This is a genomic window from Roseivirga sp. E12 (genome assembly GCF_017592825.1).
Lineage (GTDB): Bacteria > Bacteroidota > Bacteroidia > Cytophagales > Cyclobacteriaceae > Roseivirga.
The window spans coordinates 188,755-202,770 of the sequence record NZ_JAGFMD010000005.1; the positions used below are offsets into that span (position 1 = coordinate 188,755).

The 14,016-nt window shown below is 41.7% G+C and carries 12 protein-coding genes; 5 read left to right on the plus strand and 7 right to left on the minus strand.

What is annotated here, in order from left to right; all coding sequences use genetic code 11:
• The first annotated feature begins 29 nt into the window (after positions 1 to 29).
• A complete protein-coding gene (locus J4E76_RS13185; protein ID WP_208504881.1) occupies positions 30 to 554 on the plus strand; it encodes a hypothetical protein in 525 nt (174 codons plus the stop codon).
• Positions 555 to 557: 3 nt separating this feature from the next.
• Here the strand turns inward: J4E76_RS13185 and deoC are convergent, their stop codons facing one another.
• From deoC to J4E76_RS13220, 7 genes are all read right to left on the minus strand, one after another.
• Entirely contained in the window at positions 558 to 1,217 is a 660-nt protein-coding gene (gene deoC, locus J4E76_RS13190) for a deoxyribose-phosphate aldolase (RefSeq protein ID WP_208504883.1), read from the minus strand.
• Positions 1,207 to 2,421, minus strand: a complete 1,215-nt coding sequence (locus tag J4E76_RS13195; protein WP_208504884.1) for an NAD(P)-dependent oxidoreductase — start codon at positions 2,419 to 2,421, stop codon at positions 1,207 to 1,209. Before J4E76_RS13195 ends, deoC begins: the two co-directional genes overlap by 11 nt.
• A 47-nt stretch (positions 2,422 to 2,468) precedes the next feature.
• Positions 2,469 to 3,812 carry a lanthionine synthetase LanC family protein gene (locus tag J4E76_RS13200; protein WP_208504887.1) on the minus strand — a complete coding sequence of 448 codons (1,344 nt, stop codon included), beginning with the start codon at positions 3,810 to 3,812 and terminating at the stop codon, positions 2,469 to 2,471.
• Between the two features lie 84 nt (positions 3,813 to 3,896).
• Positions 3,897 to 4,712: a LytTR family DNA-binding domain-containing protein gene (locus J4E76_RS13205; RefSeq protein WP_208504889.1), complete on the minus strand. Its 816-nt coding sequence runs from the start codon at positions 4,710 to 4,712 to the stop codon at positions 3,897 to 3,899.
• 17 nt (positions 4,713 to 4,729) lie between these two features.
• A complete protein-coding gene (locus J4E76_RS13210; RefSeq protein ID WP_208504890.1) occupies positions 4,730 to 5,848 on the minus strand; it encodes a glycerate kinase in 1,119 nt (372 codons plus the stop codon).
• A 102-nt stretch (positions 5,849 to 5,950) separates the two neighbouring features.
• Positions 5,951 to 6,565 (minus strand): GyrI-like domain-containing protein, encoded by a 615-nt coding sequence (locus J4E76_RS13215; RefSeq protein ID WP_208504892.1) that lies wholly within the window; start codon positions 6,563 to 6,565, stop codon positions 5,951 to 5,953.
• 77 nt (positions 6,566 to 6,642) lie between these two features.
• Positions 6,643 to 7,593, minus strand: a complete 951-nt coding sequence (locus J4E76_RS13220; protein WP_236017457.1) for a YafY family protein — start codon at positions 7,591 to 7,593, stop codon at positions 6,643 to 6,645.
• Position 7,594: 1 nt separating this feature from the next.
• Here J4E76_RS13220 and J4E76_RS13225 point away from each other — a divergent pair, with 1 nt between their 5' ends.
• The 4 genes from J4E76_RS13225 (at position 7,595) to J4E76_RS13240 (ending at position 14,014) form a co-directional block, all read left to right on the plus strand.
• Positions 7,595 to 8,230, plus strand: coding sequence for an isoprenylcysteine carboxylmethyltransferase family protein (locus J4E76_RS13225; protein ID WP_236017458.1), 636 nt, complete (start codon positions 7,595 to 7,597; stop codon positions 8,228 to 8,230).
• The gene (locus tag J4E76_RS13230) at positions 8,227 to 8,412 is read left to right on the plus strand and encodes a hypothetical protein (RefSeq protein ID WP_208504898.1); all 186 of its coding nucleotides are present in this window, start codon (positions 8,227 to 8,229) and stop codon (positions 8,410 to 8,412) included. The genes J4E76_RS13225 and J4E76_RS13230 overlap by 4 nt, the downstream gene beginning before the upstream one ends.
• Positions 8,413 to 8,493: 81 nt before the next feature.
• Entirely contained in the window at positions 8,494 to 10,752 is a 2,259-nt protein-coding gene (locus J4E76_RS13235; protein ID WP_208504900.1) for a CRTAC1 family protein, read from the plus strand.
• Positions 10,745 to 14,014 carry a VCBS repeat-containing protein gene (locus J4E76_RS13240; protein ID WP_208504902.1) on the plus strand — a complete coding sequence of 1,090 codons (3,270 nt, stop codon included), beginning with the start codon at positions 10,745 to 10,747 and terminating at the stop codon, positions 14,012 to 14,014. Before J4E76_RS13235 ends, J4E76_RS13240 begins: the two co-directional genes overlap by 8 nt.
• Positions 14,015 to 14,016 lie beyond the last annotated feature (2 nt).

Consider the following 14,016-nt stretch of genomic DNA (forward strand, 5'->3'; position numbering starts at 1 on the left):
CGGTTTATTAAGCAATAATCTTTAGCTTTGTGAAAAATTTCAAAGTGTCAGATCGCTTATTCCTTCTTGACAAGAACTATCTCCTAAAAGAGGCACAGGCAAACTCGAGGCTGGAGCTTCAGGCTAGGCTGGTTGAACTAGTTAAGGAAGGGTACTTTCAACTTTTCAACCCACTACGATTACCTGATGAAAGGACGGATCTCATCGAAAACTTCAAACCCACCCATCTTTCTTTTTTCGATGAGCTCTATGATGTATTGGCAGGGATTTACCGGTATAACATCGGAGACAATCAACTCGAACTTCTTTTTGATGGGCGGAGTCATTATGAAATGTATATGACTGACTGGCCAAAAGCTTTTGAGGAGTATGTGAATGATCTCTGCAGCAAAAAGAATTTCGTCCTAGCTGGGCTTGAGCTCTCTGTTTTTCATGACCCTTCCAAAAGAATTGAGCTTGCACAAAATAGAATGAAGGTGAGCATATTCGATCATTTTGGCCTTCGCATTTACAAGTATAAGGGAATACAAAAGCTGAATTCTAAATCAGCATAACGATCAGTCAAGGCTGGCCTGCTCCTCCATAATCTTTACACCTGAAGAAGTCCCAATACGATCGGCACCGGCAGCTATCATTGCCTGAAGTGTATACAGATCTTTAATACCTCCCGAGGCTTTTAAACCTACATTAGATGGAGCATGTGCTCTCATCAAAACAATGTCATCGGCTTGAGCCCCACTAGAAGCAAAGCCTGTAGAAGTTTTTACAAAATCAGTCCCGGCCTCGGAGGCAAGTTTAGTCGCAACGATAATTTCATTCTTTGTAAGATAAGCTGTCTCAATAATTACCTTCATCATACAGCTCGATTGATGTATCAAATTGGCACATTTAGCAAGCTCAACTTTCACCCAAGGCATACCTGATTTAAAGGCAGAAACATTCATAACAACATCCAACTCATGAGCACCATCATCGATGGCAGTCTCAATTTCCAGAAGTTTACTTTGAGTCATTTGGTAACCCAGTGGAAATCCAATCACCGTTACCAATTGGGTATCATGATCAGCCAATTCTCTCGATGCGCGTTTAACCCAGAAAGGAGGAACACAGACACCGATAAATTTGTGATCTATCGCCTCCTTAACCAATACATCTATATCCCTATCCTCTAAATTGGGCTTCAGGTTTGTATGTTCTATGTATCTGCTAATGTCCATTGACATAGTCTTGTAAATAGGAGTATCTCTCCGTCAATTGGCCATCTTCCGTGATTGAGGCACGTTTGATAATATCGTCAGTATCTTCTCCGATTAGATTAGGAAGAATATGTTTTAAAAATTCCTTTCCAAAATCTTCCGATGCATTACGTGGAAGCTCGCAAGGAAGATTATCTACTGCCATTACAGTTATATTTCCCTCATCTGCAAAGGCTGATTCTACACGATCGTTACTTGGGTTAAAGTCATAAATGGGATCGTCAATGGTACTCGGTTGCTTAGTTGAAGGGATTGAACCTTCAATGTCACAGGTAATGTCAGCCACTACCCTCAATTTAAAGTCGGGTTGCAGAGCATCGTGCTTTGTGAAAAGAACAGGGGCTTTAGGATCCCAAAATGCTCCCGCAATCAATACATCCGCCTTTCGAGCATAATTGAGGAAAGAGGACTCATATTGACTTGGATCTGAGTAAAATTCATCCCTATTAAAATCACCTCCACCTATTCTCTGGTTATAGTCTCGTGTATTAAGCTGAGTATAGACGGGCTCGTCAAAATACTCATCAACAAATTCAGCAGGGCTCACTTTTCTTATTCCCATTCCATTCAGTACTTCCATAGCGCCTTTTGAGACTCTACCTCCACCCGTCAGTGCGATCTTTATGGCTGGTAATTCAACCTTAGAATACTCCGTTTCCATGTCGTCCAAGTCGAAGCATTCATGCGCAGGGCGTAGTTGAAAAAGATTATACCGCTTACCAAAGGTCAAAATGCCATTGTATGCTCCCACGATGCCAGCATATCGACCAAAGGCAATAAGTCTCTGACTATTCTTATTGGTAAGGCATTCCCAATCAATGAGTCGAATTTTCTTCTTGATGATTTCCTGAAGGAGGCCCCTATTATACTCTTGCATTTTGATGGTGTGTGAGAAAAAGAAGTGTGTTTTTCCCTCAGAGAGCATCGGGATTGGGACTTCCTTGACACCTAGTATTATCCCACAATCTGAGACATCATCGATCATTATCGCCCCGGCCTCCGCATACTCCGAATCGGGAAAACAACGAATTTCACTGCGCTGGCACTTGATCTCAATATTTTCATATGTAGCCAAGATTTCTTTAACCTGAACCGGTGTAAGAGGTACTCTGCGATCAATAGGTACTTTGCCTTCCTTGATAATGCCGATGCTAATAGATTCCATGCAACAAAAATATAAATTATGTGCCAAGCATTGCCATCAAATAGCAACTAGAATGGATCATCCACGAAGCGAACAGAAGGTCTTTGTCCTTTTAACAAAAAATGTTGGTTTAAATACAAAAGACCATAACCTATATTCCCATAGAAGTACCCATTGAATGTTGTAATGCTACCGGCATTTGACATAAACCCAAAACGAGGTATCGACCAATGACGACCTTCGTCCATGACTGATTTAGTAGTGATGTGCTCAATTATTTGCAGTGAGAAATCAAGATACTTTTGATCACTTGTTAGTCTATACAGTTCTTGGGCAAATGAGCCCACTCCTGCCAGCCCAAAACGCTGATCGGTAGAAAATGGCTCCTTACCAAAATTTGATTGTGGAGTTAACAAGGGATTACTGGACACTATTCCGTTATAACAGGCTTCCGCTTTTTTCAACCACTTAACGTCACTCGTGACACGGTTCAAGAGGACAAACAAGCGCCCTACTCCTGCGGGTCCATGTGCCCAGCCAATATCGTATGGTCGCCTCCAGTCATTATCCGGAAAGCCGTAGGGTATTAGATAAACATCATCTGTAGTATTAGCGATGTTGTCTAAATAGTCCACTGCGCTAAGGGCAGCATTGAGGAATTTTTCATCACCTGTTTTCTCATAAAGTCGGGTCAGGAAATAGGCAATACCTGCATTTCCGTGTGAAAAATTTGGGAGTATAAACCGTCCATTCTGTCCACGCTTCCAAAAAAGACCGTCTCCTTCATTTTCAGCACGAGCTATTAAGGTTTCTCCTGCTCCAATGGCCATATTGGTCGCCTTAGCATTCTCCAGCTCCTCTCCAGCGTACAGTAGGAAAAGGCCCGTGCCAGCCAGCCCACCTAAAACATCATTTCCCAAGTCCCAAGAGATGGTATCATTCGGGTGATCAGCGAAATGGGCCAACACATCCAATATTGATAATGCTCCATTTAGAAACTTAGGCTTATGTGTCACTTTGTAGAGTTCGGTCAAAGCAAAACCAGGGGCACACACATTACCGTATGGGCTAAAAGCCCAAAACTTTCCTTTCAACGTATCAGTCTTGCGAGGTAAATTATTCAGGACATACTCACCAATTTCTTCCGCACGATTCAGATAAGCTTCGTCTCCAGTAGCATTATACAGTTCTAGATAAAAAGTCAAGCCGCCAGACATTCCATCAGAAAATGATAGTGAGATATTACTAGGATCATCTATCGCATCTGGCCAGACGTTCGAATCGTTGGTTTGGTTCTGAAGCCATGACTCTGTTTCTAGCGCCAGTTTCAGATATTGGGATTCATTTGAAGCACAAGAGAAAAGGCATATCGAGGCGAGGTAAGTCAAGAGGAACCAGAGGTTTTTACGCATATCATTTTTTTGGCAAAAACAGCGTTCCCAACCCTTCTCTCAAAGGAAAGATTCGCGAATAGGCTCAAAAAGTTCGCGAAAGCTTCAATGAGAAGTGAAACTGGATTTATAGGATTCTCCAAGCTTCAGTTCTGTTCCATCTGAAAGCATTACAAATGTGCCTTTCGATCCCCTTGACTTTTTGTAAATACTTTGGATATGCTCCTTGTTTATAAAGTAAGATCTATGTGCACGGCCGAAAACCTCGGTCGGCAATTTGACTTCAAGGCCCTTCATGGTCTGGCTTATCAAGTGATAACCCGTTGGGGTGTGGACTTTTTGATAATGGTCAAGTGCTTCTACCCATAACACATTGGCAAAGTCGATATAAAACAGCCTTCCATTCTCTCGAATTTCAAACCTCCTCAACAGCTTTTCAGGTGCCTCAACCCTTTCTTTTCGCTCTTTAAAGTAATAAGTAGCAATTAAGACAATGGCCCAATAACTCAGCAGATGAATATGAACAACATTGGTGAGGTACTTGGTGACAAAGCGATCAAGTATCGGTACTGAAGAAAGGTTAATACTGAACAGCAGCAAATTGCAACACACCATATGCAGTCCAACCATCAAAATGGAAAACCCGAAATGAAATAGGTAGTGCAGTCTATCCTTTGATAACGGAAACTTTCGTGCGAACCTCAACAAGAAGGGTGTTGAGAAAGCAAAACTCCCATAAACGACCAGATTATAAATAAGACTAAGCTTAATAGAAAACGCCTCGTTGGTGATATTCTTTATATAATTCTGCCCCCAAACGATTAACGAAATGACAATTAGTACCAAGAGTACCAAACCGGTCAATTCCGCCTCTTTGCTATCTCTGTTCACCGAAGGTGATAGGATTGATGTTTTGGGCATAGCAGTTTATACTAGATTCAAGGCAGGTGGGTTTTGAAATTGCTGAGCATATCATACGCGCTTCTCTCTGTTAACTCAGAAGCATGTGCTAAAGCATATGCCAAGCTCATATCATTTTTCATCAAGCTCTTCACCTCAAAAACCTGTTCCTTGAGTAAATCTTTAGTCTCGCTTTCAGCAAGCCCACAAATAATACCGATTGGTATATTTTTTATCTTACTGGCTTTCATCACGCCTGCAACCACTTTGCCTTCCAAGGACTGGCTGTCAAGTTTTCCCTCCCCGGTGATAACTAAATCTACCCCATCTAATATTTTATCAAAGTCCACAATCTCTAGGACCGTTTCAATACCCGATTGGATCTCTGCATTGAGAAAGGACATTGCTCCATAACCCAATCCACCCGCAGCACCAGAACCTGCGGCATGTTCATTGCCATTGTTCAACACGCTAGCCAGATTTGACATACCTCGATCAAGCTGTATCATCTGTTCATCATCAGCCCCCTTTTGAGCTCCATAGACTTGAGAAGCCCCTCTTTTTCCGAGTAGCGGATTTTGGACATCCGACAAAACCGTAAACCGAACACCCCTTATGGATGGATCACAATTTTCATTTGATATACCAACGATATTTGCAAGCCCAGCCCCTGTCGCTTCAAAACTCTCATTCGCTTTTGTCATAAACTCGAAACCCAAGGCATGGGCCATGCCAATACCTCCATCGTTAGTGGCACTACCACCAATCAACAGATATATCTCGTCCACACCCTGATTTACGGCATGCCTTATTATTTCTCCGGTACCATAAGTGGTCGTTTTGAGAGGATTCCTTTCTGAAGGGCTCAAAAGTTGGAGTCCAGAGGCCATAGCCATTTCTATAAATGCCATTGAATCATGACGAAGATAATAGACCTCAATAGGCCTAAATAAAGGATCACTAACCCTTAGGATGATTCGCTTCGTAGGTAAAATGGACTCTAACACATTCAGGGTTCCTTCTCCGCCATCGGCCAATGGAAGCAGTCTGGTTTCCACCGATGAATCCAAGCGTTTTAATCCCCGATCTATTGCAGCACACACTTCAGTAGCTGTCAGAGAACCTTTAAACTTATCGGGGCAAACTAATAGCTTCATAACCTCTTTCGGTAATCTATGTAAAATTAGAGTCTGCCAAAAATAAAAATACCAAAGCCGTATACTTTGGTATCTGTCATGAAGTTATGTTTTGCTGCCCCCTTATCTAATAGCGTACCGAAGGATTGTTCTTAGTTTTTCTTCTGCTACTTTTCTTGGGTCACTCAAATATATTTCGTGATGATACCCAGCAATTTCAAAGCCCTCTTTCTCGATAAACGCATAAAGCTTTTCGAGCGAGGCAGTCTCATTATCGTAAGAACCCAAGTGAAGTATTTGTGCTGAAAGTCCCTCGTGGATTTCTTCGAATACTAATCCATGTTCTGATGATATCTTGCCCTTTTCAATTAGCCCTTCGAGACCCACTTCATAATCCGATCTGCCCACAAAGTCCGGCATTCGGAACATAATTTTCCAGTGCCAATCGCTTCTGGGAGTCTCTTCGAATGGAAGGGAGCCGTCTACCCACCAAAAGCCCTCCATTTTTGGAACTACAAAGTCAAGGTCATTTGCCTTACATGTGAACTTAATTGAATAAGCCAGTGCATAGAGCTTTTCAAGAGACTCCATAAAGATGGGTGCCTCTGGCGCAGATACGCCTGAAATGGTGATGTAATTGTACGGTTCAAGATTTACTAACTGAGGCTTTTCTTTTGCCTTATAGTATTCTGGATAGTGTTTGGTTAAATCGAGTTTCTGTGATGCTACCATGTTCATAATTTTGATTTTGGAAGCAATTACATAGGCACTAGTGACAACCCTATGTCAGTAGGATTGTGGGACCCTAAAAAAATCTAAGAATTATAATGGTCAGCCAACTCACGTGCACGCTCGACCATTATGCCCTTTAAACTCTCTGGCTCTAATATTTCTACAGAGTCGCCTAACGAGACTAACCACCTTGAGAAGTATTCGAGACCAGGCACTAAAAATTTCATTTCAACTCGTCCGTCCTTTTCTACCTCACTTACAAAACCCTGATAAAACTTCTGATTGGAGATCAGCACAGCAATCTTTCTTTCAATATTGATAATGACTTCAGAAAGCTCCGTACCTCGCATCAAGTCTTGGGTGAATTGATCCAATACCTCATACTTTATTTCGAACTGTTCGTCAAGCATAGATAATTTCACCAACCTATCTACTCTGAAATCTCTAGCGGCCTTTCTAAGACGACAATAGGCCAGAAGATGCCAATTACCTCCATAATAGGTCAGACCAATCGGTTCTACATGCCTATCATTGAAATCACCGGTGTAATTAGAAAAGTATTTGAAGCTTAAAACCTTATGGTTGATTAGAGCATTTTGAATGGTTGCCAGAAAGTTGTTCGGAAAATCATCGCTCTGGTTACGCGGAATGCGCTCTACTCTTATCTGTGATTCAAGCCTCTCGAGGCCTTCTTTTTCATCATTTTTCAAGACACTCTTAATTTTATACATGGCCTCATTGAAATGCTTTTTAATGGAGTGATCCGTTTGCTCCTCAATCAGCTTGGCACCCAGAACTAGGGCATTGGCTTCTTCTTGTGAAAACATGACTGGAGGAAGGTGATAACCATCCATAATGAAGTAACCCGTACCAGCCTCAGCTCCCAATGGAACACCAGCCTCTTCAAGTGCTCGAACATCACGATAAACCGTTCTTAGGCTAATATCAAACCTATTGGCAATTTCTTGAGCCTTCACCACCTTCTTAGATTGAAGCTGTATAAGGATGGCGGTAAGTCGATCAATTCTATTCATAATGCTCGCAGCCCTAAACATAAAAAATATCCTTATCATTGCGACCATGTGGCTCGATCATAGCATATTATTCTTGGGCTGGGGGGTGTTTTATTTTCTCCACAGTTTCTTGCTACTGCCAAAAGTCAAGGAAAGAATTGGATTAAAGCCAAGAACCTATCGCATACTCTACAATTTAATTTCACTACTAGTGATTGGCTTGGTATTATTGATTAGTGCTATTATTCCGAGTCCATTATTGATGGTTCCTACGCCAACCCACTTTTATGTAGGTCTGATGATGGCGACAATGGGTATTTTTATTATCAAGAGAGCTTTTCGAGCTTACAGCACTGGTGTATTCCTAGGGTTTAAACCCGAACCCAAGGAGCAGCACTTGGCCACCGATGGCCTTCAGCGCAAAGTGAGGCACCCTCTTTATTCTGGCACCATTCTTATCTTTTTAGGCTATTTCACTTATAACCCATTGCTCTCGAGCTTTGTCACACTTTTGGCACTGGTCATCTATCTACCTATTGGAATTCGCCTAGAAGAAAAAAAGTTGATTCAAAAGTTTGGTCAAGCTTATATTGAATACAAAAAAGAAGTACCCGCCATTTTTCCGACCTTGTTTAAAAGAAGCTCCTCTCAGTTATGAAAGTCAAAATAGTCACATGGATTGCCTTCTTTGGACTCTTTTTAGTAATAATAGCTGCCCTACTCAAACTTTTCTTTTCGATTGACTTCAACATAAGATCGGTTATGCTAGTCACTGGCTTTACTCTAATGCTACTGGGCACTATTTGGAGAGTAGTTCTGGAAATGAACGAATCAGATTGAATGTCCGAGCAAAGGCCTGAAAGCTTATTTTAGGACGTATAAGGGACATTGACCGCTGAATTTTTAGCTATATTTGCCACCATGTTGGGAAAGCGAATAGTCATACTATTATCCATAGTATTCCTAATGCAATCATGTGATTTAGAGGAGAACAAAAGCGCTCAAGAGCAAAACCAATATATGGTCTCCTTATTGGCCGAAAGGCATAGCGAAGTAAGCCCCGCTGAAATCACCTACTACTTCAATGAAAAACGCGCTTCGGTTTTAGACTCCATGCGCCAGTTCAAGAAGAACAATTTTCAAGAGTACGTTTCATTCAGTTATTGGTATATCCGAGAAGTGCTCAATAGTGGAAATACTGAAAAAGCAATTCAAGAAGTCGATCGTTTTAATGCTGAAGTTTCAGGAGCAGGTCAAAAGCTTGACAAGCAGTGGAATTATTTTTTTAAGAGACTTGAAGCCCTATCCTATATCCGACTGGGAGAACAGCAAAACTGCCTAATCAACCATACATCCGCGTCATGTATTTTACCCATTGCAAATAATGGCGTTCACCAACTCAAGATGGGTTCCCAATCAGCTATTGATATCATTGAGCCATTGTTAGAAGATTATCCAGAAGACCTTGAGCTTGTATGGTTGCTCAACATCTGCTACCAAACTATAGGTGAATACCCAGCAGGAGTACCCGCCAAATACCTAATTGCGCCAGAAGCCTTTCAAGATGATAATAGTACCTTGAAAGGCTTTGTAGACAAAGCACCTAACCTGGGGATAGCATCTAAGGGCATTTCAGGAGGGTCAATAGTGGAAGACCTTAACAATGATGGCTTCCTTGACATCGTGGCATCTTCTAGTGGTACGACCGAAAAAGATCAATTAAAAATCTTCTTTAACAATGGTGACGGCACATTCTCGGACCAAACAGTTTCAACAGGTGTATCTGGATTGTTTGGTGGTCTAAACTGTATGCAGACCGATTACAATAACGATGGGCTTGTAGATCTATTTATCCTTAGAGGTGGGTGGTTTGGTCAATGGGGACAACACCCAAACTCTCTCCTCAAAAACAATGGTGATGGCACTTTTTCTGATGTGACGGAAAAAGCAGGCTTACTTTCTTTCCACCCAACTCAGACGGCTGTTTGGAGAGACTTCAATCAAGACGGTTGGCTTGATGTATTCATTGGTAATGAAACCACTGCCACCAATACAATTGGCCGAGCAGCCAGAGGTAAAGTCCATGCTTCCGAATTTTATGTGAATCAAGGAGATGGCACATTTAAGAACATGGCAAAAGATGCTGGACTGGAGTTCAAACAACTTATTAAAGGAGTCACGGCTTTGGATGCCGATAATGATGGCCTTGAGGATATCTATATTTCAATAATGGGAGGTGAGAATAAACTGATGATCAATCAAGGCAACCTCCAATTTATTGACCAAGCCAAGGCACTCAACCTAACAGAACCATTTGTGAGCTTTTCGACAGGCTCGATGGATTTCAATAATGATGGTTTCGATGATTTGTTCGTATCTGCCTACACCACCAGCAACAACCCTTTAGCACATGAAGTCACCTTTGAACTCCAAGGTAATTCTCCTACAGCGGCACTACCAAAGCTTTACAAAAATAACGGTGATGGATCGTTCACTGACGTTACGGAAGCAACAGGGTTTATGAAATCTATATATGGCATGGGCTTCAACTATGGCGATTTAGATAATGATGGATACCTCGACCTCTATTTCGGAACAGGTGATCCGAATTTCGAAAGTATCATTCCTAATAGAATGTTTCGCAACGTTGACGGTGAGTTTTTCGAGGAGGTCAGTTTTGCCGGAGGCTTCTCAAATATTCAAAAAGGGCACGGTATAAGTTGGGGAGATATGGACAACGATGGTGATCATGATATTTATATTACCATGGGGGGTGCTCATGAAGGAGACATCTATCAGAACCAGCTATTAGTTAACCCTAATGAAGATAAAAACTGGATCAACATCCAGCTTACGGGTACAAAATCGAATAAAAAAGCTGTCGGTGCCAGAGTGCACCTGGTAACTTCTGAGGGTCAACACCTCTACAGAACGGTATCTAATGGAGCAAGCTTTGGTGGCAATAGTTATGCTCTGGAAATAGGGCTTGGCATGGCAAAATCAATTGATTTACTCGAGGTCATTTGGCCCACTGCAAATTCGAAACAGACTTTTCAAAATATATCGGTCAACCAGAGTATAGAAATAGTCGAGGCAAATGACGAAATTGCAAGACGATCACTCACAAGCTTGAATTTTTTTATGGATAACGATTCAATGAACCATAGCGATCATGAATAAGTCATTACGGAGCTTAGCTGTATTTTTTTCATTAGGTATTCTCTTCTCTTCATGTAGCGAGCCGGAGCAGAATGACGGCCTCTTTAAATTACTGAGTCCTAAAGAATCAGGCATCCGTTTTAATAATGAGATGCATGAAAATCGTGAGATTAACCTTCTCAGTTTTGCCCCGATATACAATGGTGCCGGGGTTGCTGTTGGCGACCTCAATAATGACGGGCTTGAAGACATCTTCTTTACAGGAAACTTTGTCTCAAGCAGGCTCTACCTTAATAAAGGAGATTTGAAGTTTGATGATATCACCAAAGAAGCTGGGGTTTCGACCGAAGCTTGGTGTAATGGGGTTTCAATAGTAGATATCAATGCTGATGGCTTTAACGACATATATATTGCAGTTTCCAATCCGGACAGTACCAAGCGGGAGAATCTCCTATTTATTAACAATGGAGACCTAACATTTACAGAGCAAGCGGAAGCCTACGGCCTAAACGATAATGGACACTCTACGCATTCAGCATTCTTCGATTATGACCTGGATGGAGACCTTGACATGTACCTCCTGACCTACGGCAATAATGAGGGTACAGATTTAAAGTTGGTCAACAAGAAAATTATTGATGGTACGGGGCTTTCAAACGATAGGCTTTATCGTAACAATGGTGATAATACTTTTACCAATGTCACCCTTGAGGCTGGAATTCTGGTGGAAGGCTACGGACTCGGTATTGCGGTAAACGATTTGAATAATGACCTGTATCCTGACCTTTATATTAGTAATGATTTTCTCTTTGACGATATAGTCTATATCAATAATCAAGACGGGACTTTCACTGATCAATCCAAGGTGTACTTAAAGCACACGAGTCATTTTGGGATGGGGGTAGATGTTCAGGATTTTAACAACGACCTGATGCCGGATGTGGTTCAGGTTGACATGATGCCAGAGGATAATTACCGTCAGAAAAAGATTCTTGGCCCCATGCACTATGACTTTTTTAATCTCTCAATTAAGGAAGGCTATACTCCACAATACATGCGTAATACGCTTCAGATGAATCAAGGCGAAAAAGGCTTTTCTGAAATTGGCCAGTTCGCGGGCATCAATGAAACCGATTGGAGTTGGGCTCCAGTGTTTGCCGATTATGATGCCAATGGAGAAAAGGACTTGATCATAACAAACGGCTTCAGAAGGAACGTTACTGATTGGGATTTTAGAAATTATATCAGTGAACAACTAGAAATTGCAAAAGGTAAAGGGCAAGACCCTGATGAAGTGGCATTAGCCATTGTCAAGAAAACAAATGATCTCAAGCTTCCCAACTATGCCTACTCATATAATGGCGACCTTACATTTACAGATGTGACGACTGACTGGGGTCTTTCTGCCCCTACCTGGTCGAATGGGATGGCTTATGGCGACTTCGATCAAGATGGTGATTTAGATTTGGTGATATCCAATATTGATGACTATGCCTACGTATATGAAAACACCTTAGATCAGTCAGAAGCGAAGCCTTACTACCTCAAAGTAAAACTTGACGGTACCGAAGAAAACCCGGAAGGAATTGGTGCCAAGGTGATAGTTCAACAAGGAGAAATCAAAAGGGCCCACTATCAGTCAAAGTCGAGAGGCTATCTGTCTAATGTCACTTCAGAAATCTACTTTGGCTTTGGTGATAATAATCAGGCCGTCAACGTTACAGTCATCTGGCCAAACGGTCAATCAGAAACCAAAGAGACGACTTTGAATACCAGCCTCAGTTTCCAAATTGAAGATTCCAGTGAGAATACTTCCATTCACAATACACTAACATCTTTAACCTCAGGAAACCTTGCAAGCGCCTATGGGCTAGATCACATAACCCCTGAGAATGAATATGTGGATTTCTACTATGAGCCATTACTTCCTCATAGACTATCACAATCAGGTGTTGCTCTTTCTAAGGGAGATGTGAATGGAGATGGTTTAGAGGACTTATTTGTAGGTGGTTCGTCCGGTAATGCTGGATACATTTTTATACAAACTAGAAATGGTAAGTTCAGAAAAAGTGAGTTAGGGGGAGCTCCAAATGCTGAGGATACTGACGCTGTATTCCTAGATTTTGACAAAGATGGTGACCTTGACCTTTACGTAACCTCAGGCAGCAATGAGTTTGAACCCCTAAGTCGTGAGTATCAAGATCGACTTTATATTAATAACGGCAGAGGTAAATTCAGACTTGGGCAAGGTGTCCTACCGGAAATGCTTACCAGCTCAGGATCGGTTTCAGTGTCAGACTTTGACAACGATGGAGATGTTGACCTCTTTGTCGGTGGAAGACTTGACCCTAAGAAGTACCCTCTTCCAGGCACTTCTTATATTTTGCTTAATGAAGGGGGTAGCTTTTCCGATATTACAGAAGAAGTTGCTCAGGGGCTCCAAAAAATAGGAATGGTTACCGATTCGGAATGGGCTGACTTTGACGGAGACAATGACATTGACCTGATTTTGACAGGTGAGTTTATGCCTATCACTGTTTTCCTACAAGAGGATGGTAAGTTCACAAATGCATCCACATCACTAGGCCTAGATACTTATACCGGCTGGTGGAATAGTTTGCATTTGGAAGACCTCAATAAAGACGGAAAACTTGATGTCATTGCCGGTAATTTGGGTGAGAATACAAAGTATGATGTCAGTAAGGATCAACCCATCAGTGTTTTTGCAAAAGACTATGATGATAATGGTATGATTGATGCCATAATGAGCTGCTTTATAGGAGGAGAGGAACATGTATTACACTCAAAGAGCACCTTAGAGCAGCAGGTTATTCGGTTTAAGAAAAGGTATGTGAAACACGAAGAGTTTGCAAAGGCGACATTTGCTGAAGTAATTCCTCCAGAAATTCGTGATGGAGCTTATGTACTACAAGCAAACACCTTCAGTCATATGGCATTTTTAAGCGCTGCAGAAGGGTATAAGGACATTCCACTACCGAAGGCTACTCAAATCGCACCAATTCAGGCAATTGTAGAATTGGACGGTCAATATCTAATTAGTGGAAACGACTACGGAACAGAGGTGACAGTAGGGCAGTATGATGCGAGCCATGGGTTTACCATTTCTTATGATGTGACAAAAGAAAAATTTGAATTGATTCGTGACTCAAAGTACAGAGCCAGTGGCAACATCAAGTCATCACTTAAGGTAAAAGTGGGAAGCGAAACGATCATTGTTCATTCAGCGAACGGAGAAAGTCTCTATGTAAGCAAAAGCAATTAGAG

Bases quoted from the DNA above. Each gene is read 5' to 3' on its own strand.
- deoC (WP_208504883.1), bottom strand. From the start codon at position 1,217: ATGGACATTAGCAGATACATAGAACATACAAACCTGAAGCCCAATTTA.
- J4E76_RS13240 (WP_208504902.1), top strand. From the start codon at position 10,745: ATGAATAAGTCATTACGGAGCTTAGCTGTATTTTTTTCATTAGGTATT.
- J4E76_RS13200 (WP_208504887.1), bottom strand. From the start codon at position 3,812: ATGCGTAAAAACCTCTGGTTCCTCTTGACTTACCTCGCCTCGATATGC.
- J4E76_RS13235 (WP_208504900.1), top strand. From the start codon at position 8,494: ATGTTGGGAAAGCGAATAGTCATACTATTATCCATAGTATTCCTAATG.
- J4E76_RS13220 (WP_236017457.1), bottom strand. From the start codon at position 7,593: ATGAATAGAATTGATCGACTTACCGCCATCCTTATACAGCTTCAATCT.
- J4E76_RS13230 (WP_208504898.1), top strand. From the start codon at position 8,227: ATGAAAGTCAAAATAGTCACATGGATTGCCTTCTTTGGACTCTTTTTA.
- J4E76_RS13195 (WP_208504884.1), bottom strand. From the start codon at position 2,421: ATGGAATCTATTAGCATCGGCATTATCAAGGAAGGCAAAGTACCTATT.
- J4E76_RS13215 (WP_208504892.1), bottom strand. From the start codon at position 6,565: ATGAACATGGTAGCATCACAGAAACTCGATTTAACCAAACACTATCCA.
- J4E76_RS13210 (WP_208504890.1), bottom strand. From the start codon at position 5,848: ATGAAGCTATTAGTTTGCCCCGATAAGTTTAAAGGTTCTCTGACAGCT.
- J4E76_RS13225 (WP_236017458.1), top strand. From the start codon at position 7,595: ATGCTCGCAGCCCTAAACATAAAAAATATCCTTATCATTGCGACCATG.
- J4E76_RS13205 (WP_208504889.1), bottom strand. From the start codon at position 4,712: ATGCCCAAAACATCAATCCTATCACCTTCGGTGAACAGAGATAGCAAA.